28 protein-coding genes and 1 pseudogene are annotated in these 24787 nt (G+C 50.3%); 14 read left to right on the forward strand and 15 right to left on the reverse strand.

Going from position 1 to position 24787, the window contains the following annotated elements; translation table 11 throughout:
• Positions 1–17: 17 nt before the first annotated feature.
• A complete protein-coding gene (gene msrB / locus IB214_RS13460) occupies positions 18–431 on the reverse strand; it encodes a peptide-methionine (R)-S-oxide reductase MsrB (RefSeq protein WP_161959031.1) in 414 nt (137 codons plus the stop codon).
• Between the two features lie 341 nt (positions 432–772).
• Between msrB and gapA the strand changes: the two genes are divergently transcribed.
• The gene (gene gapA, locus IB214_RS13465; RefSeq protein WP_096757311.1) at positions 773–1768 is read left to right on the forward strand and encodes a glyceraldehyde-3-phosphate dehydrogenase; all 996 of its coding nucleotides are present in this window, start codon (positions 773–775) and stop codon (positions 1766–1768) included.
• Positions 1769–1844: 76 nt separating this feature from the next.
• Positions 1845–2729 carry a D-hexose-6-phosphate mutarotase gene (locus tag IB214_RS13470; protein ID WP_115258694.1) on the forward strand — a complete coding sequence of 295 codons (885 nt, stop codon included), beginning with the start codon at positions 1845–1847 and terminating at the stop codon, positions 2727–2729.
• Between the two features lie 36 nt (positions 2730–2765).
• Here IB214_RS13470 and IB214_RS13475 read toward each other — a convergent pair whose 3' ends face one another.
• Together IB214_RS13475 and IB214_RS13480 are read right to left on the reverse strand one after the other, a co-directional pair.
• A complete protein-coding gene (locus IB214_RS13475; protein ID WP_117342969.1) occupies positions 2766–3620 on the reverse strand; it encodes an aldo/keto reductase in 855 nt (284 codons plus the stop codon).
• A 165-nt stretch (positions 3621–3785) separates the two neighbouring features.
• A complete protein-coding gene (locus IB214_RS13480; RefSeq protein ID WP_115258696.1) occupies positions 3786–4532 on the reverse strand; it encodes a MipA/OmpV family protein in 747 nt (248 codons plus the stop codon).
• A gap of 433 nt (positions 4533–4965) precedes the next feature.
• Here IB214_RS13480 and yeaG point away from each other — a divergent pair, with 433 nt between their 5' ends.
• Positions 4966–6900 carry a protein kinase YeaG gene (gene yeaG / locus IB214_RS13485; RefSeq protein ID WP_096757315.1) on the forward strand — a complete coding sequence of 645 codons (1935 nt, stop codon included), beginning with the start codon at positions 4966–4968 and terminating at the stop codon, positions 6898–6900.
• Positions 6901–7022: 122 nt separating this feature from the next.
• A complete protein-coding gene (locus IB214_RS13490; protein WP_096757316.1) occupies positions 7023–8300 on the forward strand; it encodes a YeaH/YhbH family protein in 1278 nt (425 codons plus the stop codon).
• An 86-nt stretch (positions 8301–8386) separates the two neighbouring features.
• Here IB214_RS13490 and IB214_RS13495 read toward each other — a convergent pair whose 3' ends face one another.
• From IB214_RS13495 to IB214_RS13505, 3 genes are read right to left on the reverse strand one after another with little or no spacing between them, the layout of a single operon-like run.
• Positions 8387–9019 carry a CatB-related O-acetyltransferase gene (locus IB214_RS13495; protein WP_170973041.1) on the reverse strand — a complete coding sequence of 211 codons (633 nt, stop codon included), beginning with the start codon at positions 9017–9019 and terminating at the stop codon, positions 8387–8389.
• Between the two features lie 38 nt (positions 9020–9057).
• On the reverse strand, positions 9058–9468 hold the full coding sequence (locus IB214_RS13500; RefSeq protein ID WP_117342968.1) for a hemerythrin domain-containing protein: 411 nt from the start codon (positions 9466–9468) through the stop codon (positions 9058–9060).
• Between the two features lie 13 nt (positions 9469–9481).
• Complete coding sequence (locus IB214_RS13505; RefSeq protein WP_117342967.1) at positions 9482–10252, reverse strand: class I SAM-dependent methyltransferase; 771 nt, start codon at positions 10250–10252, stop codon at positions 9482–9484.
• Between the two features lie 177 nt (positions 10253–10429).
• Between IB214_RS13505 and dgcJ the strand changes: the two genes are divergently transcribed.
• The 3 genes from dgcJ (at position 10430) to IB214_RS13520 (ending at position 13060) form a co-directional block, all read left to right on the forward strand.
• A complete protein-coding gene (gene dgcJ / locus IB214_RS13510; protein ID WP_096757320.1) occupies positions 10430–11920 on the forward strand; it encodes a diguanylate cyclase DgcJ in 1491 nt (496 codons plus the stop codon).
• 45 nt (positions 11921–11965) lie between these two features.
• Positions 11966–12469, forward strand: a complete 504-nt coding sequence (locus IB214_RS13515) for a YbaK/prolyl-tRNA synthetase associated domain-containing protein (protein ID WP_117342966.1) — start codon at positions 11966–11968, stop codon at positions 12467–12469.
• Positions 12470–12613: 144 nt separating this feature from the next.
• Positions 12614–13060, forward strand: a complete 447-nt coding sequence (locus IB214_RS13520) for a DUF441 domain-containing protein (protein WP_016152803.1) — start codon at positions 12614–12616, stop codon at positions 13058–13060.
• Here IB214_RS13520 and IB214_RS13525 read toward each other — a convergent pair.
• Positions 13043–13835, reverse strand: a pseudogene (locus IB214_RS13525) (helix-turn-helix transcriptional regulator); the annotation flags it as partial. The gene IB214_RS13520 and the pseudogene IB214_RS13525 overlap by 18 nt on opposite strands.
• 99 nt (positions 13836–13934) lie before the next feature.
• On the opposite strand from IB214_RS13525, the gene IB214_RS13530 reads away from it, so the two are divergent.
• On the forward strand, positions 13935–15122 hold the full coding sequence (locus IB214_RS13530; protein ID WP_115258702.1) for a CynX/NimT family MFS transporter: 1188 nt from the start codon (positions 13935–13937) through the stop codon (positions 15120–15122).
• A gap of 37 nt (positions 15123–15159) precedes the next feature.
• Here IB214_RS13530 and IB214_RS13535 read toward each other — a convergent pair whose 3' ends face one another.
• Positions 15160–15867: a CTP synthase gene (locus tag IB214_RS13535; RefSeq protein WP_117342964.1), complete on the reverse strand. Its 708-nt coding sequence runs from the start codon at positions 15865–15867 to the stop codon at positions 15160–15162.
• A 198-nt stretch (positions 15868–16065) separates the two neighbouring features.
• On the opposite strand from IB214_RS13535, the gene IB214_RS13540 reads away from it, so the two are divergent.
• Positions 16066–16413, forward strand: coding sequence for a DUF488 domain-containing protein (locus IB214_RS13540; protein WP_096757324.1), 348 nt, complete (start codon positions 16066–16068; stop codon positions 16411–16413).
• Between the two features lie 7 nt (positions 16414–16420).
• On the opposite strand, the gene IB214_RS13545 is transcribed toward IB214_RS13540, so the two are convergent.
• Positions 16421–16669 (reverse strand): DUF333 domain-containing protein, encoded by a 249-nt coding sequence (locus tag IB214_RS13545; RefSeq protein WP_117342963.1) that lies wholly within the window; start codon positions 16667–16669, stop codon positions 16421–16423.
• Positions 16670–16855: 186 nt separating this feature from the next.
• Between IB214_RS13545 and IB214_RS13550 the strand changes: the two genes are divergently transcribed.
• From IB214_RS13550 to yoaJ, 3 genes are read left to right on the forward strand one after another with little or no spacing between them, the layout of a single operon-like run.
• Entirely contained in the window at positions 16856–17881 is a 1026-nt protein-coding gene (locus IB214_RS13550) for a sensor domain-containing diguanylate cyclase (RefSeq protein ID WP_115258706.1), read from the forward strand.
• Between the two features lie 47 nt (positions 17882–17928).
• Positions 17929–18027, forward strand: coding sequence for a YoaK family small membrane protein (locus IB214_RS13555; RefSeq protein ID WP_096757327.1), 99 nt, complete (start codon positions 17929–17931; stop codon positions 18025–18027).
• 2 nt (positions 18028–18029) lie between these two features.
• Positions 18030–18104 (forward strand): protein YoaJ, encoded by a 75-nt coding sequence (gene yoaJ, locus IB214_RS13560; protein ID WP_099530266.1) that lies wholly within the window; start codon positions 18030–18032, stop codon positions 18102–18104.
• A gap of 49 nt (positions 18105–18153) precedes the next feature.
• On the opposite strand, the gene IB214_RS13565 is transcribed toward yoaJ, so the two are convergent.
• On the reverse strand, positions 18154–18402 hold the full coding sequence (locus IB214_RS13565) for a GlsB/YeaQ/YmgE family stress response membrane protein (protein ID WP_115258707.1): 249 nt from the start codon (positions 18400–18402) through the stop codon (positions 18154–18156).
• A gap of 358 nt (positions 18403–18760) precedes the next feature.
• On the opposite strand from IB214_RS13565, the gene fdhF reads away from it, so the two are divergent.
• A complete protein-coding gene (fdhF, locus tag IB214_RS13570) occupies positions 18761–20908 on the forward strand; it encodes a formate dehydrogenase subunit alpha (protein WP_117342962.1) in 2148 nt (715 codons plus the stop codon).
• A 54-nt stretch (positions 20909–20962) separates the two neighbouring features.
• On the opposite strand, the gene IB214_RS13575 is transcribed toward fdhF, so the two are convergent.
• The 4 genes from IB214_RS13575 to leuE all read right to left on the reverse strand — a co-directional run bounded on the left by IB214_RS13575 (position 20963) and on the right by leuE (position 23177).
• Entirely contained in the window at positions 20963–21607 is a 645-nt protein-coding gene (locus tag IB214_RS13575; RefSeq protein WP_117342961.1) for a hypothetical protein, read from the reverse strand.
• A 208-nt stretch (positions 21608–21815) separates the two neighbouring features.
• Positions 21816–21998: a DUF1869 domain-containing protein gene (locus IB214_RS13580; RefSeq protein ID WP_096757331.1), complete on the reverse strand. Its 183-nt coding sequence runs from the start codon at positions 21996–21998 to the stop codon at positions 21816–21818.
• A gap of 3 nt (positions 21999–22001) precedes the next feature.
• Entirely contained in the window at positions 22002–22364 is a 363-nt protein-coding gene (gene yeaR, locus IB214_RS13585; RefSeq protein WP_096757332.1) for a DUF1971 domain-containing protein YeaR, read from the reverse strand.
• A 174-nt stretch (positions 22365–22538) separates the two neighbouring features.
• On the reverse strand, positions 22539–23177 hold the full coding sequence (gene leuE / locus IB214_RS13590; protein WP_117343116.1) for a leucine efflux protein LeuE: 639 nt from the start codon (positions 23175–23177) through the stop codon (positions 22539–22541).
• Between the two features lie 236 nt (positions 23178–23413).
• Here leuE and ycaC point away from each other — a divergent pair, with 236 nt between their 5' ends.
• On the forward strand, positions 23414–24040 hold the full coding sequence (gene ycaC, locus IB214_RS13595; RefSeq protein WP_096757333.1) for an isochorismate family cysteine hydrolase YcaC: 627 nt from the start codon (positions 23414–23416) through the stop codon (positions 24038–24040).
• 57 nt (positions 24041–24097) lie between these two features.
• Here ycaC and zinT read toward each other — a convergent pair whose 3' ends face one another.
• Positions 24098–24709: a metal-binding protein ZinT gene (zinT, locus tag IB214_RS13600; protein WP_242461271.1), complete on the reverse strand. Its 612-nt coding sequence runs from the start codon at positions 24707–24709 to the stop codon at positions 24098–24100.
• Positions 24710–24787 lie beyond the last annotated feature (78 nt).

Below are 24787 nucleotides of genomic sequence, written 5' to 3' on the forward strand. Positions count from 1 at the left end.
TTTGCTGAATCGCTTCTTCAGCCTTTAATCTGCTCACCGTTTTCATCGTCGGTAAAGTTCAAAGACGCTGAGTTGACGCAGTAGCGTTCACCGGTAGGTTTTGGACCATCCGGGAAGACATGTCCCAGGTGCGCATCACAGTTGCCGCAACGAATTTCAATGCGCTGCATGCCATGTGACGTATCCTTAATGTAACGAATCGCCTCTTCACTGACAGGCTCGTAAAAGCTAGGCCAGCCGCAGCCAGAATCATATTTTGTATCAGAACGAAACAGCGGTCTGTCACAGATCAAGCAGTGGTAAATACCGTCCCGCTTGTTATGCAGCAAACGCCCGGTAAATGGCGGTTCTGTCCCATGATTTTGTGTCACGTAGAACTGCATTTCGGATAAATTTTTCTTTAGGTCTTCTGGAGAAGGTTGATTAGCCATTTGCTCACATCTCGCTTTATCTAAACTCACATTGCGAGACAGATTCTAACAAAACATTAACACCGCAGGGCGAACTTTTGTTCTAAACTTGATCATTGCGAAATGGCAGCCTATAAATCGTGATAGCAATCACGTTTTTATCTTGATTGCCCTTTAAAATTCGGGCCGCCGCCCCCATGTGGTTTCAAGCCCAAAGGAAGAGTGAGGCGAGTCAGTTGCGCAAAGCTTAGGCAGCAGATTGATTTGTCGCAATGATTGACACGATTCCGCTTGACGCTGCGTAAGGTTTTTGTAATTTTACAGGCAACCTTTTATTCACTAACAAATAGCTGGTGGAATATATGACTATCAAAGTAGGTATCAACGGTTTTGGCCGTATCGGTCGCATTGTTTTCCGTGCTGCTCAAGAACGTTCTGACATCGAGATCGTTGCAATCAACGACCTGTTAGACGCTGACTACATGGCTTACATGCTGAAATATGACTCCACTCACGGCCGTTTCAACGGTACCGTTGAAGTGAAAGACGGTCATCTGATCGTAAACGGTAAAAAAATCCGTGTTACCGCTGAACGTGATCCGGCTAACCTGAAATGGGACGAAGTTGGTGTTGACGTAGTTGCTGAAGCTACTGGCCTGTTCCTGACAGACGAAACCGCTCGTAAGCACATCACTGCTGGCGCGAAAAAAGTGGTTCTGACTGGCCCGTCCAAAGATAACACTCCGATGTTTGTTAAAGGCGCTAACTTTGACAAATACGAAGGTCAGGACATCGTTTCTAACGCTTCCTGCACCACTAACTGCCTGGCTCCGCTGGCTAAAGTTATCAACGACAACTTCGGTATTATCGAAGGTCTGATGACTACCGTTCACGCGACCACCGCGACTCAGAAAACCGTTGATGGCCCGTCTCACAAAGACTGGCGCGGCGGTCGTGGCGCAGCACAGAACATCATCCCGTCCTCTACCGGTGCTGCTAAAGCAGTAGGTAAAGTACTGCCAGAACTGAATGGCAAACTGACTGGTATGGCGTTCCGCGTTCCTACTCCGAACGTATCCGTTGTTGACCTGACCGTTCGTCTGGAAAAAGCTGCTTCTTACGAAGAAATTAAGAAAGCAATCAAAGCTGCTTCCGAAGGCCCGATGAAAGGCGTTCTGGGTTACACCGAAGACGACGTTGTATCTACCGATTTCAACGGTGAAGTTTGCACTTCCGTGTTCGATGCTAAAGCAGGTATCGCACTGAACGACAACTTCGTGAAACTGGTATCCTGGTACGACAACGAAACCGGCTACTCAAACAAAGTTCTGGATCTGATTGCTCACATCTCCAAATAAGTTGAGATGAAAATCTGATCCAAAAAGGCGACCTCGGTCGCCTTTTTTTATGGTTTTCAACATCAAGGATTGCATCATGATTAATAAAATTTTTGCACTTCCGATAATCGAACAAATTTCCCCTGTCCTCTCCCGTCGTCAGTTGGATGAACTGGAGGTCGTGGTGGTCGATCACCCGCAGGTGAAAGCCTCTTTCGCCCTACAGGGCGCGCATCTTCTGTCATGGAAACCGACCGGCGAAGATGAGGTCCTGTGGTTAAGCAACAATACGCCGTTTAAAACGGGCGTAGCGCTGCGTGGTGGCGTCCCTATTTGCTGGCCATGGTTTGGCCCGGCGGCACAGCCAGGGCTTCCCTCGCACGGTTTTGCCCGTAATCTGCCGTGGACGCTGAAAGCGCACAACGAAGATGATAGCGGTGTGGTTCTGACGTTTGAACTGCAAAGCAGTGCTGAAACGCGTCAGCTTTGGCCGCATGAGTTTACGCTGTTAGCGCGTTTCAAAGTGGGTGCTACCTGTGAAATAGAACTGGAAGCCCACGGTGAATTTGAAACCACCTCCGCGCTGCACACCTATTTTAACGTCGGTGACATTGCAGCGGTGAAAGTAAGTGGCCTTGGTGACCGTCTGATCGATAAAGTTAACGATGCGAAAGAAGATGTCCTGGCTGACGGTATCCAGACGTTCCCGGACCGCACCGACCGCGTGTATCTGAACCCGGAAGCGTGCAGCGTCATCCATGACGATTCACTGAACCGCAACATCGACGTCGTACACCATCACCATCTGAACGTTGTCGGCTGGAACCCAGGGCCAGCCCTGTCTGTCAGCATGGGTGACATGCCGGACGACGGGTACAAAACATTTGTCTGCGTAGAAACCGCTTACGCGACCGCGCCGCAGAAAACCACCACTGAGAAACCTTCTCGCCTGGCACAAACAATTCGTGTTGCTAAGCGCTAAGATTTTGCCAGTTGCCTGATGGCAACTGGCGTTTTATCAGGCCATATCTAGCGGTGTTTTGGCTGCAGGGGCAGGAAAAGCCGAGTCTAACAACATCAACTCCTCGTCAGAAAGCGTCATATTTAGCGCTGCGGCATTCTGCTCAACGTGTGCGACATTTGCCGCCTTCGGAATGGCTATCACCCCCGGTTGTCGAATAACCCACGCCAATAAAATCTGCGCGGCGCTGGCCTTGTGCGCGTGCGCAATCTCACTCACCACCGGATTAGTGAGCAAATCTCTGCGTAAACGCCCCGCCTGGGCCAACGGGCTGTAGGCCATGACCGGTATCTGCCGTTGCTGACACCATGGCAGTAAATCAAACTCAATGCCGCGTGACGCCAGATGATACAGCACCTGATTCGTGGCACACTGCTGTCCACCAGTAACCTGCCATAGCGCCTGCATGTCTTCATAGTCGAGGTTAGAAACGCCCCAGCGGCGGATTTTCCCTTGCACGATCAACCTTTCCATCGCCTCAACCGTCTCTGCAAATGAAAAATTACCCGTCCAATGCAGTAAGTAGAGATCCAGATAATCGGTCTTCAGTCGCCGCAGGCTCGCTTCGCAGGCCGCGATGGCTTTCTGGTCCCCAGCATTCCAGGGATAAACTTTTGATACCAGAAAAGCGTCATCGCGTCGCCCCAATAACGCCTCGCCGACAATCTCTTCCGCTGCACCATCAGCGTACATTTCTGCAGTATCAATAAGGCGCAAACCCAGATCCAGTCCAGCACGCAGCGCCGCCACTTCAGCTCCCCGGCAATGGGCGTTTTCACCCATATACCACGTCCCCTGCCCGATAGCAGGAAGCGTGGCCTGCCCGGTAAACATCACCTGTTTATCTGTCATCTCACTCTCCTGTATTTTGCACCACAGTAAAGCAAAACAGTGCGCATGTGTCCTGTAATGGTGCACAAATTGCACCATCATCGTTTGGGCTATTTGTTGCCCGGCCTGCCAGCAGACAAAAAAAAGCCCGCTGTAATGCGGGCTTCTGTTTAGAATGGTCAGTTATCAGAACTTGTAGGTAATACCCGTAGAGATCAGACCCGTCCAGGATTTGTCTACCATCGGACTGTCGGTCACTTCATCAGACAGGTGGGTATAACGCGCCGTCGCGTATGCACTCCAGTTGCCGATGAAGTTATAATTTGCGCTCAGCTCCAGGTACGGGCTCCAGCTGCTATTTGGATCGTAGCTACGCAGGCCGCTGCGAGAGGATTCATGATGCGATACACCATAATAGTATTCGTTTTGGTTTTCGCTGTTCCACTCGACACCGATCCCCGGCGTCAGCGTCAGGCCACCGTTAGTGTAACGATATAACCACGCCAGATCCCAGACGATACCATTACTGTTGTCCAGCGCGTCTCCCGCAAGGCTGGTGCGCAGGAAGCCGTATTGCGTATTGTGGACGTAAGACAGACCGGCCATCATGGTGCTCTTACGTTTATCCAGTCGACGCAATTGACTGTTATCGCTGTCGCCCGGTTTAAAGTACATCGGTGACCAGTAAGCCATGACAGACAACTTATCGGTATTGTCATTCCACAGGTAGTAACCGCCCCCCAGCCCACGGAACCAGAAGTTCTCACTGTCATAGGTCACTACAGGTACCGGGTAAACGTCGTTATCGTATTGTTTATAAGCGTTCTCAACCACACCAACGCCCGCGCCCAGCGACAGGTCGCTTTCTGCTTGTGCTACGCTGGAAGAAGTGGCAATAAGCACGCCAAGTGCCAGAAGTTTGAGTTTGGTCACAGTCCATAATTCCTTATTCAAATGTAAAGCACCCAAAGTGTAACCGTCATTGCGTGACAGCCCAACTATTTTACGTATTCATCTCGTTATGTAACCCTCTAATTTCTCAGCGAGTGATGACATTTTACTTGCAGCCCGATGAACAAGGCATGAATTCCGCCCTATTTCTTTACATAAGATGTCTATTTTTTGCCGATGAGTTATTGATATGCCATTGAAATTCGTTTGCGCGCGCAGGCAAGTTTTGCAAATGCCATCTACGCTTAATTTTAGAAGGTGTATCACCGAATACGTTGATCTTCTGACCATCAAAATGGCATGAGAGTTGCTTATTTTTCCAGCAGCGACGTCGTTCAGTTTACCTCTTCAGGGGCCTCTACTATTCATATGAACGGCTCTTAACATGTGCTAAAAAACGAAAGGACGGCATACCATGAATATATTCGATCACTATCGCCAGCGTTATGAAGCTGCCAAGGACGAAGAGTTCACGCTGCAGGAGTTTCTTACCACTTGTCGGCAAGATCGCAGTGCTTATGCCAACGCGGCAGAGCGGCTATTAATGGCTATTGGTGAGCCTGTCATGGTCGATACTGCCCATGAACCTCGACTTTCTCGACTCTTCTCTAACCGGGTTATTGCACGTTATCCCGCGTTTGAAGAGTTTTACGGCATGGAAGACGCGATTGAACAGATTGTCTCCTATCTGAAGCACGCGGCGCAGGGGCTGGAAGAGAAGAAGCAGATCCTGTATCTGCTGGGGCCTGTAGGGGGAGGAAAATCCTCTCTTGCTGAGAGACTGAAGTCGCTGATGCAGAGGGTACCGATTTATGTCCTGAGCGCCAACGGTGAACGCAGCCCGGTTAACGATCACCCGTTATGCCTGTTTAATCCGCAGGAAGATGCACAAATCCTGGAGAAAGAGTACGGGATCCCACGTCGCTATCTTGGCACCATTATGTCGCCATGGGCCGCGAAGCGTCTGCATGATTTTGGTGGAGACATCACCAAATTCCGCGTGGTTAAAGTGTGGCCGTCTATTCTGGAACAAATCGCTATCGCCAAAACGGAACCGGGTGATGAGAACAACCAGGACATTTCCGCGCTGGTCGGCAAAGTGGATATTCGTAAACTCGAACACCACGCCCAGAACGATCCGGATGCCTACGGCTATTCCGGCGCACTGTGCCGGGCTAACCAGGGGATTATGGAGTTCGTGGAGATGTTTAAAGCACCGATTAAAGTGCTACATCCTCTGCTGACCGCAACGCAGGAAGGTAACTACAACGGGACAGAAGGTATTTCTGCCCTGCCGTTTAACGGCATCATTCTTGCCCACTCAAACGAATCTGAATGGGTGACGTTCCGTAACAACAAAAATAACGAAGCCTTCCTTGACCGCGTATACATCGTGAAGGTTCCGTATTGCTTACGCATTTCCGAAGAGATCAAGATCTACGAGAAATTGCTTAATCACAGTGAATTGACCCACGCGCCGTGCGCACCGGGTACGCTGGAAACGCTGTCTCGCTTTACCATTCTTTCTCGCCTGAAAGAGCCAGAAAACTCGAGCATCTACTCGAAGATGCGCGTTTACGATGGCGAGAGCCTGAAAGACACCGATCCGAAAGCGAAATCCTATCAGGAGTACCGGGATTACGCCGGAGTCGATGAGGGGATGAACGGTCTGTCAACGCGCTTCGCGTTTAAGATCCTCTCCCGCGTGTTTAACTTTGACCATGTAGAAGTGGCAGCCAACCCGGTGCACCTGTTCTATGTTCTGGAGCAGCAAATTGAGCGCGAGCAGTTCCCGCAGGAGCAGTCCGAACGTTATCTCGAGTTCCTGAAAGGTTATCTGATCCCGAAATACGCTGAATTTATTGGCAAAGAGATCCAGACCGCCTATCTGGAATCCTACTCCGAGTATGGACAGAACATTTTTGACCGTTATGTCACCTATGCGGATTTTTGGATCCAGGATCAGGAATACCGTGACCCGGATACCGGTCAGCTGTTTGACCGCGAGTCGCTGAATTCAGAACTGGAAAAAATTGAAAAACCGGCGGGTATCAGCAACCCGAAAGATTTCCGTAATGAGATCGTCAACTTTGTTCTGCGCGCCAGAGCGAATAACAGCGGTCGTAATCCAAACTGGACCAGTTACGAAAAACTGCGCACGGTTATTGAGAAGAAAATGTTCTCCAACACCGAGGAGTTGCTGCCGGTCATTTCGTTTAACGCTAAAACCTCAACTGACGAGCAGAAAAAGCACGACGATTTTGTCGACCGCATGATGGAAAAAGGCTACACGCGTAAACAGGTGCGTTTACTGTGCGAATGGTATTTGCGCGTACGTAAATCGTCTTAACATAAGTGCCCGGTGGCGCATGCGCTTACCGGGCATGCAAAACAATGTTCCGTAGGCCGGATAAGCGCCAGCGCCATCCGGCACTTACAGACATGGCGAACAGTTGGCAGTACGGGGGGCATATGACCTGGTTCATAGACCGACGTCTTAACGGTAAAAACAAGAGCACGGTTAACCGCCAGCGCTTCTTGCGCCGTTATAAATCACAAATTAAACAGTCGATCTCCGAGGCCATTAATAAGCGTTCGGTGACTGATGTCGATAGTGGCGAGTCTGTCTCTATCCCAACCGATGATATTAGCGAACCGATGTTCCATCAGGGGCGTGGAGGCCTGCGCCATCGCGTACATCCGGGTAACGACCATTTTGTGCAGAACGACCGTATAGAACGCCCTCAGGGCGGCGGCGGGGGTTCAGGAAGCGGGCAAGGCCAGGCCAGCCAGGATGGAGAAGGCCAGGATGAGTTCGTGTTTCAAATTTCTAAAGATGAGTATCTGGATCTGCTGTTTGAAGATTTGGCACTGCCGAATCTGAAGCAAAATCAGCAACGTCAGTTAACGGAATACAAAACCCACCGTGCGGGCTTCACCTCCAATGGGGTGCCAGCCAATATCAGCGTGGTCCGTTCCCTGCAAAACTCACTGGCGCGCCGCACGGCGATGACGGCAGGTAAACGTCGGGAGCTGCACGCGCTTGAAGCTGACCTGGAGACCATCGCCAATACAGAACCGGCGCAGTTGCTGGAGGAAGAACGCCTACGCAAAGAGATTGCTGAACTGCGGGCAAAAATTGAACGCGTCCCGTTTATCGATACCTTTGATTTACGCTATAAAAATTATGAAAAACGACCCGATCCTTCCAGCCAGGCGGTGATGTTCTGTCTGATGGACGTTTCCGGCTCGATGGATCAGTCAACGAAAGATATGGCCAAGCGGTTTTACATTCTGCTGTATCTGTTCTTAAGCCGTACCTACAAGAACGTGGAAGTGGTTTACATTCGCCACCATACCCAGGCAAAAGAGGTGGACGAGCATGAGTTCTTCTACTCTCAGGAAACCGGGGGCACCATCGTCTCCAGCGCGCTGAAGTTGATGGATGAAGTGGTGAAAGATCGTTACGATCCTGCCCAGTGGAATATCTATGCGGCGCAGGCATCAGATGGCGATAACTGGGCGGATGACTCACCGTTGTGCCATGAGATTCTGGCGAAAAAACTGCTGCCGGTGGTGCGATATTATAGCTATATCGAAATCACCCGCCGCGCGCACCAGACCTTATGGCGTGAGTACGAGCATCTGCAATCGACCTTTGATAACTTTGCCATGCAGCATATCCGTGACCAGGATGATATCTATCCGGTGTTCCGGGAACTGTTTCATAAGCAGAGTGCCACAAGTTGAGATGAACCATTGACGATCGGCCAGTTACGTACTGTTTCTGGCTGATTTTTCAACATGATACGCCCACTCTACGCCCAATACGCCGTTTACACTTGTCTCTGCCGCGCAACGCTCAACTCCAACGCTGAAATATCGCCAGATGACAACAGCGGTTGCAACGCCACCAGCGTCTCTTCCGCCAGTTGATACAAATCCAGCGCCAGCAATCGTTTAATATCCTCTTCGGGAAGTCGATATCTTATGATCTTCGCCGGATTCCCGCCGACAATCGCATACGGAGGTACATCTTTGGTCACGACAGCACCCGCAGCCACGACAGCGCCTTCTCCAACCGTCACGCCAGGCATAATCATCGCGCGCATACCTAACCAACAGCCATCCTTGAGAACCGTGTCTCCGCGAAACTGGTAGGCATCGTTGATGGACGCCATAAAGGGGTAAAGACTTATCCAGTCCAACCGGTGGGTACTGTTTCCCCCCATAACAATCACGCTCTCGGCACCAATACAGACGAAATTACCGATGATCAACTTATCCAGATGCCCGAGCGGTTCCCACTCTCTGCTAACCTCGTCGCCAAGTAAATATCGCACGACTGAAGCCTCAAAGCCTTTATCCCAGCAGTCGCTGTAATAACTGTGCGTCCCTTTAATTACGATATTGGGATTCGTCACTGTCTGGTGAAGATATTCCATTCTCGACCAGTGTTTTTCTGACATTCCAGTAGCCCTTTACTCAGTTATGTTCTTAACGCACATTACATCCTTTCTACCAGCGGATAGAAATCTTTATTTTCCCGCTGCATACGCTCAAACACTTTGCGTAATACGGTATTGGCGTCGCGTCTGAACGCCTCGTCATTACCCATCAGCTTGCTGGCAATATTCCAGCGGCGCGAAAACGCATCATACTCACCAACAATATCCGCCATTTCACGTTGAAATTGGGTACTGACCTGTCTGAGTTTACTATTCCCATCCTGTTCAATTTGAGGATAAAGAAACTGATCTTCCGCTGACAGATGCGTTTTAATGATCGCACTCATGCTCACGATCGCCGCAGCAATTTGCTGCGCATTGGATGATACCCCGGACTGGCTTAACGTACGTAGAAAAGATATTTTTTCGAGAATATCAACGTGCTGATGTTTCATTTTATCCAGATTCATCCCTTTATCCTTTTTATTTACCCTTTACGGAACAGCAGGCGATATAGTTAAGTTGGTGACGCTGTGCGCGGAAAAAACGGAACATCTTAAGAAAACGCTGGCGATTCTCATGCGTGCGTAGTCCGTTATAAGCAATTTTAAGGGCGCCGTTAAATCCCTCATCACGAATTAACCCCTGCGGCGACATTAGCGACATTTCACCATTTTGCTGTAGCACCTGTTCAAATCCCGCGCCCAGAAATAGATCGCGCCAGCCTTGCTGCGTCAGTGGACTCACATTTGACTTCACAACCTGCTGAAGCTGGTTTTGATCGCCCTCTCCCAGTTTTTGCGCCGTAAACATAATGTCATGGGTTAACAAGCGCCCACCAGGTTTCAGTACCCGATGGTATTCCGCAATCAACTTCGTCTTAGCCTTATCACCGTACATCGTGAGCATGGCTTCATTAATCACCACGTCAAAACTGTTGTCGGCGAAAGGAATAGTATTCGCATTAGCGGCCATGACATGAATGTGATTTTCCAGCCCATGGACAGCGACGTTATTTCTCGCCTTAACCAGCGCACTTTTATCCATATCAATGGCGTATACAGTGCAGCCAAAGCGTTGCACCAGTTCAATCGCCGTGGTCGCCATGTTACACGCCACTTCAAGCACCTGACTGTCTGACGTCAATTGCGACTGGCTGAACAGCCATTCTGTGGCTTCTATCCCCCCCGGGCGCAGGCGGGTTTTCCCCAGGCTGGCCAGAAATGTATGGCCTGCTTTTTCCATCGTACTCATCGGCCTGTCTCCTTTTCTATAAGTTGCATTATAAATACAACATTAAAGATTAAAGGTGAAGAGTACGAATGATTTTTATTACAAAAATAGCCAACAATGGGGCATTCCCATACCGTTAGAGTGGACGTTTAGCGTGTGATAAACTGAAGTATCGGACTTACAGGGCTGAAAAACATTATGAAATTTCATCATAAAGCGCTCCGGCACTTTATCTCCGTAAGCGTTATTGTTTTGACCTCTTCTTTTCTGGTGTACGAACTGATTGCCAGCGATCGGGCAATGAACGCCTATATGCGTTATGTCATTGAGAAAGCCGACTCTTCTTTCCTGTATGATAAATACACTAATCAGAGTATTGCCGCCCATTTAATGCGCCGTTTTTCATCGCCCAAAGCCCCTGTTTCTGCTGAACAACGAAAAGCACTGTGCCAGGCATTTGAGCACGTTAACGGCACGTACGGGCTGAATCTCACCTCACATAGCTACCTGCCGTTACGCGGTACTTTACAGACCCACTCAGCAAACTGTATTGAACAACTTGATGACATATTCTTGTTGCCCGCTTTCGACCAGGCGGTCAACGTCAATCGTGAACTGGTCGATTATGGCCATGGATTAGCCACACTGGAGTATAAATTTCGTTATTACATTGATTTAAATAATAACTATATCTATTTCTACAACCTGATTAACTCTAATCAGTTCACGATGAATCATTGGTCTTTTTTGCAAAAAGGCACGCTGGGAATTCACCAGAACGATATCGATGATGTTTTTACCGGCCGCACCGTCATTTCCAGTATTTATGAGGATGATCTGACGCAAGAAAAAGTCATGAGCTTTATCACCCCGGTCTATTACGCCGGTAAACTCAAAGGCGTCGTGATGGTGGATGTGAACAAGGACAATCTGCGGCATATTTTTTATACCAGCGATCGTCCCCTCGTCTGGCGTTATCTGAACGTCACGTTGTCTGACGTCAGTTCAGGAAAAGAGATCGTCATCAACCAGAGTGAATCAAACCTGTTCCAGTATGTGCAATATGTTAATGATATTCCCGGCGGAATACGGATCACACTCTCCCTTGATTTAATGTACTTTATTGTCTCTTCCTGGAAAATTTTCGCTTTTTACCTGCTGGCAACCGCGCTACTGCTGAATTTGGTCAGAACCCACTTTCGTTTGTATCATAACGTCCGGCGCGAAAATATCAGCGATGCGATGACCGGGTTGTACAACCGTAAAATCTTAACGCCAACGCTTGAGCAACGTTTGCAGCAACTGGTCAACGCCGGAACGCGGGTGACATTTATCGCTATTGATTGTGACAAGCTAAAAACCATTAATGACACGCTGGGACACCAGGAAGGCGATCGTATTATCACTATTCTGGCCAAAGCGATTCAAAACGCGATCCGCAAAAGTGATTATGCTATTCGCCTCGGGGGCGATGAGTTCTGCATGATTCTGATCGATTATCCTGCCGAGCTCACTCCTCAGTTGCTGGAACGGATCGACGAGAACTTACACATTATTGCGCCGGGGACCTCCGTTAGCTTTTCCGCCGGCATTTATAATATGCAGCCGGGTGACACCATTAACGATGCTTACAAAGCCTCTGACGCCCAGCTGTATCTCAACAAACAGAAAAAGCACCCTCGTTCGTGATACTTTTTCTGCGCAGGATTTTTATTGTGGTATCAGGAGTAAGAGATGACGGAAGTAAATACAGGTAATGTAACCCATCAACGTTTGGTCGCGTTATTGTCGGAACACGGCGCAACGTACCGCGTGGTCAGCCACGACGCCGTCGGCAAATGCGAGGCGGTATCAGAGATTCGTGGCACAGCCTTGGGTCAGGGTGCAAAAGCTCTGGTGTGTAAAGTGAAAGGCAATGGCGTCAATCAGCATGTGCTTGCTATTCTTTCTGCCGATCAACAGGCTGATCTGAGCCAACTCGCCAGCCATCTTGGCGGCTTGAGGGCCTCCCTGGCAAGCCCTGCTGAAGTGGATGAACTGACGGGATGCGTCTTTGGCGCCATTCCTCCCTTCAGCTTCCATCCTCAGCTCAAGCTGGTCGCCGATCCACTCTTGTTCGAGCGTTTTGATGAGATTGCCTTTAACGCCGGGGTGCTGGACAAATCGGTCATTATGGACACCCAGGATTACCTGCGCATTGCGCAACCGGAGTTAGTCACGTTTCGCCGCACGCAATAACACGCTATAACGCCCCGTTACCGGCACAGAAACGCACGGTTATGCGTTCGCCCAAATAGCGTATACATCACTAAAAAAAGCCTGTTCCACCACGCATTTGCGCGTACAGTAAGCAGGCTTATCTTTTTTGGCAAGGAAACTACGATGTTTGATGTCACTCTGCTGATCCTGCTCGGACTGGCAGCTCTGGGCTTTGTCAGCCACAACACCACTGTCGCCGTTTCAATCCTGGTGCTGATTATTGTCCGTGTCACCCCGCTGAACACCTTTTTCCCGTGGATTGAAAAACAGGGCCTGACTGTCGGGATTATTATCCTGACGATTGGCGTGATGGCACCGATCGCCAGCGGAACGCTACCGCCATCCACGCTCATTCACTCCTTCGTAAACTGGAAGTCACTGGTCGCCATTGCTATCGGCGTATTCGTCTCCTGGCTGGGTGGACGTGGCGTCACGCTGATGGGCAGTCAGCCGCAGTTAGTCGCCGGGTTGCTGGTCGGTACGGTACTGGGCGTTGCGCTGTTTCGCGGCGTCCCTGTGGGGCCGCTCATCGCCGCGGGTCTGGTTTCGCTGATTGTGGGGAAACAGTAGCCAGCCCCGTCAGATAACGGCCTGGGGTTTGACCCAGGCCTTTTTTGAACATGGTGATAAAGGCGGTTGTTGAATCGTAACCCAGCATGTGGGCGACCTGCTGGACGTTACGACCATCAACCAGCGCCTGTAATGCCAGAATCAACTGTAGTTGCTGACGCCAGCGGCGAAAACTCAGCCCGGTCTCTTTCACCACCAGCCGGGCAAGATTGCGTTCGCTCATCGCAAACACGCTAGCCCACTGGCCCAAGGTCTGCCATTGCGCGGGCTCCTGCGCCATCGTTGCGACCATCCTGCGAATTTTCGGATGATCGGAAACCGGCAGCTGCATTTGCTCCTGCGGTTGCTGCGGAAGTTCATCAAACAAAACCTGCGTCAGCCGCTGCGTTGACGGCTCCAGCCGCTGGGCATCGGTTCTGGTCGCCAGCGAAAGAATCAGTTCCCGGCAGAGTGGTGATATTTTCAGCGTGCAGCAACGTTCAGGCATCACCACCGCCTGCGGTTCAATAAACAAAAAACACAGCTCAGCGCCAACGGTGACGTGATTGCTGTGAGGGATCTCACCCGGGATCCACACCGCGTACTGGGGTGGCACCATCCACATGGCGTGTTCAACTTCACAGGTAATCGCGCCATACAATGCCAGGATCAACTGGCCTTTACGGTGCTGATGCAGCGGGCTGAAGAGTTCATCTTCCTGAGCCTGAATACAAAAAGCCACAGCGGCATCGTGATAGCGATCCGGTTCATACCCGTCCAGCCTCAGTCCCAGCATAACGTTGTCCGATTTTAGCGATAATCTGTCATTTTAGCTTGATTCATCCATGGTGTAAAAACGGTAAGGTATCGCCTCGCCTGACGATAAGAGAAAAAGATGACCTATTCCCCTTCCCCCCGCGGCAAACAAGGTGCGTTGCTGATTGCGGGTATCCTGATGATCGCCACCACGCTTCGCGTTACCTTTACCGGTGCAGCGCCGCTGCTGGATGCCATTCGCGCAGATTACGCGCTGACGACCGCCCAGACGGGGCTCCTGACTACCCTACCGCTGCTGGCCTTTGCGTTAGTTTCCCCCCTGGCGGCGGGCGTTGCCCGTCGATGGGGTATTGAGCGCAGTCTGTTTGCCGCCATGCTGCTGATTTGCGCCGGTATTGCCATACGTTCATTGCCCTCGCCGCCATTCTTATTTGGTGGAACCACCCTCATTGGCTGTGGGATAGCATTAGGCAACGTGTTGCTTCCGGGGTTGATTAAGCGTGATTTTTCACAACATGTCGCAAAACTTACCGGGGCGTACTCGTTGACGATGGGAGCTGCGGCCGCCATTGGCTCAGCTATCGTGGTACCGCTGGCGCTTAACGGATTCGGCTGGCGCGGTGCGCTGATGATGTTGATGGTCTTTCCGCTGCTGGCGCTGTTTATCTGGCTACCGCAGTATCGCCAGACGAGCCATGCCACGATGAGTAACTCGCGCGCGTTGCATTCCCGAGGGATCTGGCGCTCCAGCCTCGCCTGGCAGGTGACGCTGTTTTTGGGGATCAACTCACTCGTCTATTACGTGATTATCGGCTGGTTGCCCGCTATTTTGATTAGCCATGGCTACAGCGAGGCACAGGCGGGTTCACTGCACGGTTTGCTGCAACTCGCTACTGCCGCACCCGGCTTACTGATCCCTTTAATCTTGTTTAAATTGAAGGATCAACGCGCCATTGCCGCTTTGGTTTCATTAATGTGTGCGATTGCAGCCGCAGGATTCTGGCTGCTACCCAACCAGGCCGTGTTGTGGACGATTTTATTTGGCTTTGGCTCGGGCGCGACGATGATCCTCGGACTGACGTTCATCGGACTTCGTGCCAGTTCTGCGCACCAGGCGGCTGCGCTATCCGGTATGGCGCAGTCTGTGGGGTACTTGCTGGCGGCGTGTGGACCGCCGTTAATGGGCAAAATTCACGACCTCAACGGTAACTGGCAGATACCGTTGATTGGCGTCGCCCTGCTAGCGACGCTGATGGCTGTGTTTGGCCTGTATGCTGGACGCAGCCGTGAGATAACCTCGCCATAACGCATGGGGCAGGCTCATTGCAGACCTGCCCGACTTTTTATCCGCGCGCCGCGCGTAACATCGCCTGAACCAGCGGCACGGGTTTCCCCGCCAAGGCACCCCGTTCATGTTGAAAGAGCGTGCCAACATAAAAAGGATGCGTCACCAGTTCAATGGCACGAATATCTCCCGCCTCATCCCAGCCCGTCACGCGTAAATCCCCACGCTCCAGTTCGTCGGCAAAGGCTTGCGATACGCCGTAGTTGCAGTGATAACCTTCAGAGATCACCTCCTGATTGTAGGCTCTGGCGATCAGCGTATTCGCCCGCAGTTCGATATCATCCGTTTTTTCGACCAGCGAGCAGCTCAATGGGGCAATTACCATGCGACCTTCGGTATCCGTTTCTGCGTGTGCGGCATCGTGCCAACCCAGCACGTTGCGGGCATATTCGAGGATGGCATGCTGAAAACCACCGCAGGTGCCGAGAAAGGGAATACTGTTTTCACGGGCGTAACGAATAGCCGTCAGCGCACCTTCTGGATGCTGATACGGGCTACCGGGCACCACCCAAATAGCGTCATAGCCGACCAGGTCCTCACCGCTATTAATATCCGATGTGGTTAGCCAGTCGTAATCCGCCATTAATTCCAGCACCGCGGCAGCGTCATCAATAGCAAGGGGAATCGCCTGATGCGCGACAATGTCAGGGTTGTAGTCACCGACCAGCGCAATGCGAAGTGTATTTTTTACAGGGGAAATGTCCATGAGAGTTTCCTTGTGTCCAGACAATAAGGGACAACATAAGGAGCCTCACCCTACCGATATTTTGTTGTTTTCACAATCCCTTAAATTGAGAGTCAGTCGCGACAAAATGCTATAATGGTCACGTTTTACGATCTTAATGTACCGTAAAGACGATAATAAAACGTCTCCATTCGGTGACATAACGGAGCGGATTGAGAAATGAATATTCAATGTAAACGCGTGTATGACCCGGCTGAACAAAATGATGGTTATCGCGTTCTGGTCGACAGACTGTGGCCACGGGGGTTAAAAAAAACCGACCTGGCCTGCGATGAGTGGAATAAAGCGCTCACGCCCTCGACTGAATTACGCAAAGCATTTCATGCTGAACTTATTGATTTTAAACATTTCGCAGAACAATACCGCGCCGAGCTTGCTCAACAGCAGCAGGAAGGGAAACGGCTTGCTGACATCGCGCGTCAACAGACCGTCACGCTACTGTATGCGGCAAAAAATACGCAGCAAAACCACGCTCTCGTGCTGGCCGAGTGGCTACGTCAATGGTAGCAGGCTCTCACTGCGTTTTAGCCGGGTGATCTCTGCGCCAAAGCGCCCATTCGTCGATTACTTCTCCTCCGGGGAGCTTGCAGTCAGAACGTACCCCTTGCGGCGTTTGTACCGCAATCAGCGAACCTCCTTTTTGCTGGCAATAGACGGATGCCGGATTCGCCATACCCACTTTCGGTGGCATTGGTGCATCGGGTTGCGTCGAACATCCCGCTAACATCAGCATACCTGGCAACACAATAAACACAGATTTCATGACCGCTCCTGCAAATAATGTTATTGCGGCAGATTACCCTGACTGCCCGCCTACCTCCATGTTTTACTGATGCGTTTTCATTCTCCGCTTACATTTCATACAGTTCGGCTTGTTTCATCTTTCACAGTGTTGTTTTATCATGCAGGCATCACCGTCGTTGTTACTACTCAGGAGTATTTACCTCTCATGTCTGACATGATCCTTGCCAGAGTCTCACAATCATTAGCCACCGAGCAGTCTGTTGAGGGTCTGGTTCGGCAACTTCTGGAGATGCTGGAAATGGTGACTGACATGGAGTCGACCTATTTAACCAAAGTCGATTTAGATGCACGCCTGCAGCATATTCTGTATGCACGTAACAGCCGACAGATGCATATACCCGAGGGTTTGTCGGTGCCGTGGGATGAAACGTTGTGCAAGCGCGCAATCGAAGAAAACTGCCTGTACAGCGATAACGTCCCCGCTCGCTGGCCAGACTGTGCCGCCGCACGCGCGCTGGAAATTACCACCTTTTTGAGCACGCCTGTCCACCTTCCGGATGGGACATTTTACGGCACGCTTTGCGCCACCAGCCGGCAGCAACAAACGTTGAGCCAACGCGGAGAGCAGGTCCTGCATCTGTTTGCGAGTCTGATTGCCCAGTCGATTCAAAAAGAGTCACTGGTGGCGCAATTACGTGAAGCGAATGCGGCACTCATTGCACACTCCTACACCGACGCGCTCACCGGATTACCTAATCGTCGGGCCATTTTCGAAAATATGGAAACCCTCTTTTCGCTGGCTCGCCATTTGCAGCAAAAAATTATCGTCGCCTATATTGATTTAGATGATTTCAAGCTGATCAATGACCGTTTTGGCCATGAAGTTGGTGACCAATTTTTGATCCAGGTTGGGCAACGTTTGCGCCATGTGTGTAGTGAAAACGATATTCTCGGCCGACTGGGCGGCGACGAATTTCTCGTCGCGGGTCTGTCACAAAAAAGTGAAGAAGATCAACACACGCGCATGCAAAGGGTTAAAGACCAGTTGCAACAACAACTCTGCGGCGACTATCAGCTTGGCGCTATCAGCCTGTTTTATCCTGGCGCCAGCCTGGGCGTGATTGAAGTCGATCCGCGAGAAACCGACTTAAACTGTGCGCTTCATAACGCTGATAGCGCGATGTACCTGGATAAAAAACGCGAGGGCAAAACTGCTTTTGTCACGCATTAAGCCCTGTTATTCTGGCTCATCTTCACATAACGTTGGCTGGTGAAACCATGCGGATTGGTATTATTTTTCCTGTCATTATCTTCATTTCCGCCGTTGTTTTTTTATCCTGGTTCTTTATTGGCGGCTACGCCGCTCCGGGAGCATAACCATGAAAAAAACAACGCTCATCATGATTGGCGTCGCCATTATTGTGGTACTCGGCACCGAATTGGGCTGGTGGTAAAAAAATAAAGGCCACACGAAGTGGCCTCTATTTCAATATCTGTTTTGATTTAGCTTTTGACTTTTCTGTAGATAAACAGAACAACGAGCGCGCCGATAATCGCCACGGCAAAGCTGCCAAAGTTGAAACCATCCACTTTGCCAAAGCCAAGCAATGTACTGATCCAACCGCCAACGACTGCACCGATAACCCCTAAAATAATAGTCATAAAGAATCCGCCGCCGTCCTTGCCTGGCATAATCCATTTTGCCAATATCCCAGCGATAAGACCGAAAATAATCCATGAAAGTATACCCATTTTTTTCCTCGCTTATGTTTTTACGTGAACGATTGACTCGTTATTTAAAAGCATAGCATAGCGCCGAAAAATTAAAATTTGTGATCACCATCACCATGGATTTTCATCTTATTCCGATGTTTCATGATCTTAGATCACCGCAAATGGCGATCTTTTCTGACGTTTATCGTCATTAATGTCGTTTCGTCAGTGACTTTACGCTTAATTTCGCAGCCCAACCCTACCGTGACTACGTTTTCAATTCTGGCACACTTTATGCTTTAACAGCCCGTCACTACGATACATCGTAGCCCGTGACCTATTCACGTGGCTGCGTCTACAATTCGCGCTATTTCAGCATTTAACAGGTCTGTTATTGATGAAAAAAATCACCAGTGTATGCCCATACTGCGGGGCCGGGTGCAAGCTCAAGCTTGTTGTTGAAAATAACAAAATCATCCGCGCCGAAGCCGCTGAAGGGGTGACCAACCAAAACCAGCTATGTCTGAAAGGCTACTACGGTTGGGATTTTCTTAACGACACGCGCCTTCTGACTCCCCGTCTAACTCGCCCGCTGATCCGTTATGAAAAAGGGGGAAAGTTCACGCCCGTCAGCTGGGATGAAGCCATTCGCTACACCGCAAAACGCCTATCAGACATCAAAAATGCTCATGGTCCCCGCGCCATCATGACTACTGGCTCTTCCCGTGGAACAGGAAATGAGACCAACTATGTGATGCAAAAGTTCGCACGTGGCGTGCTCAACACCAACAACGTCGATTGCTGTGCTCGCGTATGCCATGGCCCTTCCGTTGCCGGATTGCAGGAAACCTTAGGCAATGGCGCAATGAGCAATTCCATCAGCGACATTGAAAATTCCAAATGCCTGCTCATCTTTGGCTATAACTGCGCAGACTCTCATCCGATAGTCGCCCGCCGGGTCATCAAAGCCCGTCAGAACGGGGCGAAAATCATTGTCTGCGATCCTCGCCGCATTGAAACCGCGCGTATTGCAGACCAGCACCTGCAGTTGAAAAATGGCTGTAACATGGCGCTGGTCAACGCCTTTGGACACGTGCTGATTGAAGAGCAGCTCTACGATCGTGAATACGTACAAAGGCATGCCGAAGGCCTGGAAAGCTATTGGGAAACCGTAAAGGACTATGCGCCTGAAACCGTTGAACACCTCACCGGGGTGCCAGCTCAACAGGTACGCCAGGCGATGCGCACCTTTGCCGCCGCACCGTCAGCGACGGTGATGTGGGGAATGGGCGTGACGCAGTTCGGCCAGGCTGTCGACGTCGTGCGTGGGTTGTCGAGTCTGGCCTTGCTGACCGGCAATCTGGGTCGACCTAACGTCGGCGTCGGCCCGGTACGCGGGCAGAATAATGTTCAGGGCGCATGCGACATGGGCGTGCTTCCCAATCAATTTCCGGGCTATCAGGACGTTACCGATCCCGCAGTGAGAGCGAAATTTGCTCAAGCCTGGGGGATTGACGTCAACCTGATGGATGACAAGGTGGGCACACGGATCACCGAAGTCCCGCATCTGGCGATTGAAGGCAAAGTTAAAGCCTACTACATCATGGGGGAAGATCCGCTGCAAACCGAAGCCGATTTGGGCCTGGTTCGAGAAGGCTTCAACGCGCTTGATTTTATCGTGGTGCAGGACATCTTCATGACCAAGACGGCGGAAATGGCCGACGTTATCCTGCCCGCAACCTCATGGGGCGAACACGGTGGCGTCTTTACCTGCGCCGATCGTGGTTTTCAGCGTTTTGAGAAGGCGATCGAACCCACCGGGGATGTGAAGCGCGACTGGGAAATTATCAGTCTGTTGGCGACCAAAATGGGTTACCCAATGCAGTATCAAAACAACCAGCAAATCTGGGATGAGATGCGCGAACTCTGTCCGCTATTCTATGGGGTAACGTATGAGAAAATGGGCGATATGGGCCATATTCAGTGGCCTTGCCCGGATCTCGATCACCCTGGCACCCCGTATCTCTATCAGAATAGTCGGTTTGATACCGCCAACGGTAAGGGCAAGCTGTTTGCCGCTCAGTGGCGAGCCCCTGCCGAAGTACCGGATGAAAAATACCCGATGGTGCTCTGTACCGTGCGCGAAGTGGGGCATTACTCCTGTCGTTCCATGACCGGCAATTGCGCGGCACTGCAGGCGCTGGCAGATGAACCGGGCTATGTGCAAATCAATACTCAGGATGCCGCCAAACAGGGGATCCGTCATCGTGACCTGGTGTGGGTGAGTTCCCGTCGTGGGAAAGTCATTAGCCGTGCCGATGTCTCCGAGCGCATCAATAGCGGAACGGTGTATATGACGTATCAGTGGTGGATTGGCGCATGTAACGAGTTAACCCAGGATAATCTTGATCCTATCTCGAAAACGCCGGAAACCAAGTATTGCGCGGTGAATATCGAACACATCACCGATCAACATTGGGCAGAGAAGTATGCTGCGCAATCATATAGCGAGATGAAGTCACGTTTATGTGAGGCTATTGCGTAAATAACAGTACACACAGCCTGAGTCTTTTGTTCAAGGCTCAGGCTGTTATTTCGATCACTTAGCCAGCAGTTGCTTGCCTACACGAACAGATGCGTATTCTTCCTTCTTATCTCGCCGCATAAAACCAAGGTTCATCAGAAATAATCCCACCATAAACGGCAGTTCATACAGCTCTTCAATAAGATCGCCGTAATGGGCATTATGCAGAAACAGTGGCGACAGCAGGCGATGATGTTCTACGGTGTCAGATATTAAAAATGCACAGGTGGTGATTGCCAGCAGCCAAATCGGCAGCGGTTCATTGCGTACACGACGTGCAATATCCTGCCGTAAGCGCTTCGACAATAACACTGGCAGAATAATCATGGCAATTAACACGACTGAAATGGTTCTGAACAGAAGTTTAGGATGCTCAGGGAAATAATCACGCCCCCAACTGGTGCTTCTGCCCAGTAAAACCAGCCACCACACTGCCGCCCACAGCCAAAATTGCTTCTCACCTTCAGGACGAGATAAAGGCCGAATATAGCTGAGTGTAAATATCGCACCAAACAGTAGCCACAGCGCCTGCCCATTTTCAATCCATCTGACAACGGTGCCGTTTAACAGAGGAAGATTCCAGTTTGCGGTGAACGGGATCGCGACGATGACCAATCCAAGAATGAGTGTGGGTAATGTAAGCTGGGTGTTCACTTTCATAAGCAAGATGTTCTGTAATGTTACTGTGTACCGATCATAACCCCTGTGAATGGTTGCCTATTAGCAATGAATGCGATGTTCTTAAGGTTTTCTTAAGAATTCTTTTTTCGGACTGTTTAGGTAACAAGTCACAGGATGTCAGTCAATAAAAAAACCGCAGCACGCTGCGGTTTTTTATATAAATCATAGAGTAACGGCGGTTATGGCGTTACCAGCCGCAAACATCGTGCTCATTTTCTGTATCGTACGAACGTACGGTATTCACCAGATCTTTGACCACTTCGGCTGCCACGTCGGGTACCAACAGCGTCATTGGCGCTTCCGTTTCATAATCAACAGAAACGCCATTGCTGTTATTGGTTACGGTGACGGTATAGGTTGCTTTACTCATGACTCACTCCTTGCCGGTACGCACGACTTTTCGTTGATTAGCACTCTCCATCAGAACCTCAGGCGCAACGAAAAAATCGATATTAAAGTAGGTGTCGTCGGTCATCACTTCGATGTTATGCCATTTTTCCGGTGGAAAAACGCCAAACTGACCGGCTTCAATAATCATCACCTCTACGGGCTCCGGGCTGTGCTCATCTGCGAATCCGAGATATTTGACCGCCCCCTGCATAACCGACAGTCGAGGATAAACCCCCGCACGGGTACCTTTATCAAGGTGGCGTTCGAAAATTCCGGCAGGCGCAGTGTCTTTGTTCCAGAACGGCGTTGAGCGTGTATGAATATGATTCTGTGGAATTTGAAGCATCTTTCTTCCCTTTTCCAGTCGACAACCAGCGAGCCTTATTGAATCGCTGCTGTGAACAGGGTACGCCTCAAAATATACATTTAAAATACCATTTATTGGTTAGTATTCTTACTGATGGGCAATGATAAGAATGGGGAAAACGCAAAGCCCGCCACCAGGAGCGGGCTAATGGCGTTAAGACTGAAGCGTCGCCAGACGGGCGGCAAATCCCACAAAAATTAAACCGATGAGAGAATTGCCCACCTTCGCCAGTTTCTTCTTGGTGCGAATATACTGCGTGACAAAAGCACCGGAGAAAATAAGGAAACTCAGATAGAAGAAGCTCACGATTTCAAGCGTAATGGCCAAAATAAAGAACGACAACCCTGAATGTGGTGCATTGACGTCAATAAATTGAACGAAAAACGACACATAAAACAGAATGGCTTTTGGATTAGTCAGACTCAAAATTAATGCACGTTTGAAAATAGCACCAAAGGGCGTTTCTTCGGCCGCAGTCTCCGTGGCCTTCGACTTTAACGTGGCATACAGAATCTTCGCGCCGAGATATAACAGATAAAAAGCCCCCAGATAACGCACGATATTAAACAAAACGGGCGTTGTTTTGATCAGTGCCGCAACACCTGCGTAGGCCAAAAACATCAGCACGGCATCACCGATGAACACCCCGCAGGCTGCAAGGTAACCGCCCTTCACCCCTCGCCCTACGCTGTTCTTCAGCACGAATATCGTATTGGGCCCCGGTACCAGTACAATAAAAATAGCCCCCACCAAATACGTCCAGTAATTCAGAACTCCATACTCTGCGAACACGTTAACCTCTTCCTGATAAAACACATGCACTTGCTGCGAGACAATATGCTAACGAATGCATCACCTGATGGAAAGAGAAGCTTATGAATAGCGCACTCTGTTGCAGAATATTTTTCGTTCCAGATTTGCAACGATGAAACTCATTTTTGCAACTACCCAATACCCCGGATAGCCACTACTGTTTATCAATAGATTTCGCCGTCGAGGCCCCCTCTCATCACCTGGAGAAAGAAAAAATGACGATTACCTATAAACGTGTGGATAAGGATCAGGCTGCCGTACTGTTGGTCGATCACCAGGCAGGTTTACTGTCGCTGGTCCGTGATATTGATCCCGACAAGTTTAAAAACAACGTGCTGGCGCTGGCCGATCTGGCGAAGTACTTCAAACTCCCCACCATTCTGACCACCAGCTTTGAAACCGGTCCTAATGGCCCTCTGGTTCCTGAGCTGAAAGCGCTGTTTCCTGACGCCCCTTACATTGCCCGCCCGGGGCAGATTAACGCCTGGGACAACGACGATTTTGTCAACGCGATTAAAGCGACGGGTAAAAAACAGCTGATCATCGCCGGTGTCGTCACCGAAGTGTGCGTCGCCTTCCCTGCACTATCGGCCATTGAGGCAGGGTTCGACGTGTTCGTGGTTACCGATGCGTCCGGTACCTTTAACCCGCTGACCCGCGACTCTGCCTGGAACCGTATGTCTTCTGCCGGCGTGCAGTTGATGACCTGGTTCGGTCTGGCCTGTGAATTACACCGCGACTGGCGTAATGACGTTGAAGGGCTGGGCACGCTGTTTTCCAACCATATTCCTGACTATCGCAACCTGATGACCAGTTACAGCACGCTGGCTTCCGGAAAATAATATCCGCAATTTATCAACCCGCCGTTATCGGCGGGTTTAAATACAGCCGGATGGGAATTAATGATGCAGCATCTCGTCAATCACCGCTTCTGCTTTGAGTTGATACGGATAATAGGTTGGCCAGTTGTCCATCTCTTCAAGCAGCGCTGCCTGTGAGGTATTTCCCATAAAGATGTGATAGTGGCTCGATTTGCGTGGTGCGATAATATGATCGCTAAATTGAACGTATTTCGGCGCCTGACTATTTGCCTCTTTGCACTCAAACAGATACCGCACACCTTTCTTGCCTGACGTATAGGTCAATATTTTGTATCCGGCGTAATCATATTTACACGACGCGACCTTATTACCCGTATGAAATTCCATCACACCGTTTTCGATACCGATAGTGTCCACGCTAGTGGCATAGCCTGTGCGGTAATAGGTTTTATACTCCTCCGCCGTTTTACTTTTATCCTTTTCGGCCTTCTGCTTGAATACCGGATCCAGTTCACCGCTCTGCAGATAAGGGTAAACAGACTGCCACACGCCATCCCAGTCGCTCAGAGCCCTGTCCTTCACATGGCTATTATCAAAAACGCCCTCTGACGCTTTTTGCTCTATTTCTGTCATCGGTGCGCCATGGGAATGGTGCCCATGTGCCAGTACCTGGCTACTGGCTAACAGCATCCCGAAAACAACCGCCAGTCTTTCCAAACGAATAGCCAAAATTTCACCCTCAATATGGTTGCGAGTGAATTGTTATAA

Origin of the sequence: Citrobacter sp. C1 (assembly GCF_014596895.2) — a bacterium.
Taxonomy (GTDB): domain Bacteria; phylum Pseudomonadota; class Gammaproteobacteria; order Enterobacterales; family Enterobacteriaceae; genus Citrobacter; species Citrobacter gillenii.

Bases quoted from the DNA above. Each gene is read 5' to 3' on its own strand.
- msrB (WP_161959031.1), bottom strand. From the start codon at position 431: ATGGCTAATCAACCTTCTCCAGAAGACCTAAAGAAAAATTTATCCGAA.
- gapA (WP_096757311.1), top strand. From the start codon at position 773: ATGACTATCAAAGTAGGTATCAACGGTTTTGGCCGTATCGGTCGCATT.
- IB214_RS13470 (WP_115258694.1), top strand. From the start codon at position 1,845: ATGATTAATAAAATTTTTGCACTTCCGATAATCGAACAAATTTCCCCT.
- IB214_RS13475 (WP_117342969.1), bottom strand. From the start codon at position 3,620: ATGACAGATAAACAGGTGATGTTTACCGGGCAGGCCACGCTTCCTGCT.
- yeaG (WP_096757315.1), top strand. From the start codon at position 4,966: ATGAATATATTCGATCACTATCGCCAGCGTTATGAAGCTGCCAAGGAC.
- IB214_RS13490 (WP_096757316.1), top strand. From the start codon at position 7,023: ATGACCTGGTTCATAGACCGACGTCTTAACGGTAAAAACAAGAGCACG.
- IB214_RS13495 (WP_170973041.1), bottom strand. From the start codon at position 9,019: ATGTCAGAAAAACACTGGTCGAGAATGGAATATCTTCACCAGACAGTG.
- IB214_RS13500 (WP_117342968.1), bottom strand. From the start codon at position 9,468: ATGAATCTGGATAAAATGAAACATCAGCACGTTGATATTCTCGAAAAA.
- IB214_RS13505 (WP_117342967.1), bottom strand. From the start codon at position 10,252: ATGAGTACGATGGAAAAAGCAGGCCATACATTTCTGGCCAGCCTGGGG.
- dgcJ (WP_096757320.1), top strand. From the start codon at position 10,430: ATGAAATTTCATCATAAAGCGCTCCGGCACTTTATCTCCGTAAGCGTT.
- IB214_RS13515 (WP_117342966.1), top strand. From the start codon at position 11,966: ATGACGGAAGTAAATACAGGTAATGTAACCCATCAACGTTTGGTCGCG.
- IB214_RS13520 (WP_016152803.1), top strand. From the start codon at position 12,614: ATGTTTGATGTCACTCTGCTGATCCTGCTCGGACTGGCAGCTCTGGGC.
- IB214_RS13530 (WP_115258702.1), top strand. From the start codon at position 13,935: ATGACCTATTCCCCTTCCCCCCGCGGCAAACAAGGTGCGTTGCTGATT.
- IB214_RS13535 (WP_117342964.1), bottom strand. From the start codon at position 15,867: ATGGACATTTCCCCTGTAAAAAATACACTTCGCATTGCGCTGGTCGGT.
- IB214_RS13540 (WP_096757324.1), top strand. From the start codon at position 16,066: ATGAATATTCAATGTAAACGCGTGTATGACCCGGCTGAACAAAATGAT.
- IB214_RS13545 (WP_117342963.1), bottom strand. From the start codon at position 16,669: ATGAAATCTGTGTTTATTGTGTTGCCAGGTATGCTGATGTTAGCGGGA.
- IB214_RS13550 (WP_115258706.1), top strand. From the start codon at position 16,856: ATGTCTGACATGATCCTTGCCAGAGTCTCACAATCATTAGCCACCGAG.
- IB214_RS13555 (WP_096757327.1), top strand. From the start codon at position 17,929: ATGCGGATTGGTATTATTTTTCCTGTCATTATCTTCATTTCCGCCGTT.
- IB214_RS13565 (WP_115258707.1), bottom strand. From the start codon at position 18,402: ATGGGTATACTTTCATGGATTATTTTCGGTCTTATCGCTGGGATATTG.
- fdhF (WP_117342962.1), top strand. From the start codon at position 18,761: ATGAAAAAAATCACCAGTGTATGCCCATACTGCGGGGCCGGGTGCAAG.
- IB214_RS13575 (WP_117342961.1), bottom strand. From the start codon at position 21,607: ATGAAAGTGAACACCCAGCTTACATTACCCACACTCATTCTTGGATTG.
- IB214_RS13580 (WP_096757331.1), bottom strand. From the start codon at position 21,998: ATGAGTAAAGCAACCTATACCGTCACCGTAACCAATAACAGCAATGGC.
- yeaR (WP_096757332.1), bottom strand. From the start codon at position 22,364: ATGCTTCAAATTCCACAGAATCATATTCATACACGCTCAACGCCGTTC.
- ycaC (WP_096757333.1), top strand. From the start codon at position 23,414: ATGACGATTACCTATAAACGTGTGGATAAGGATCAGGCTGCCGTACTG.
- zinT (WP_242461271.1), bottom strand. From the start codon at position 24,709: ATGCTGTTAGCCAGTAGCCAGGTACTGGCACATGGGCACCATTCCCAT.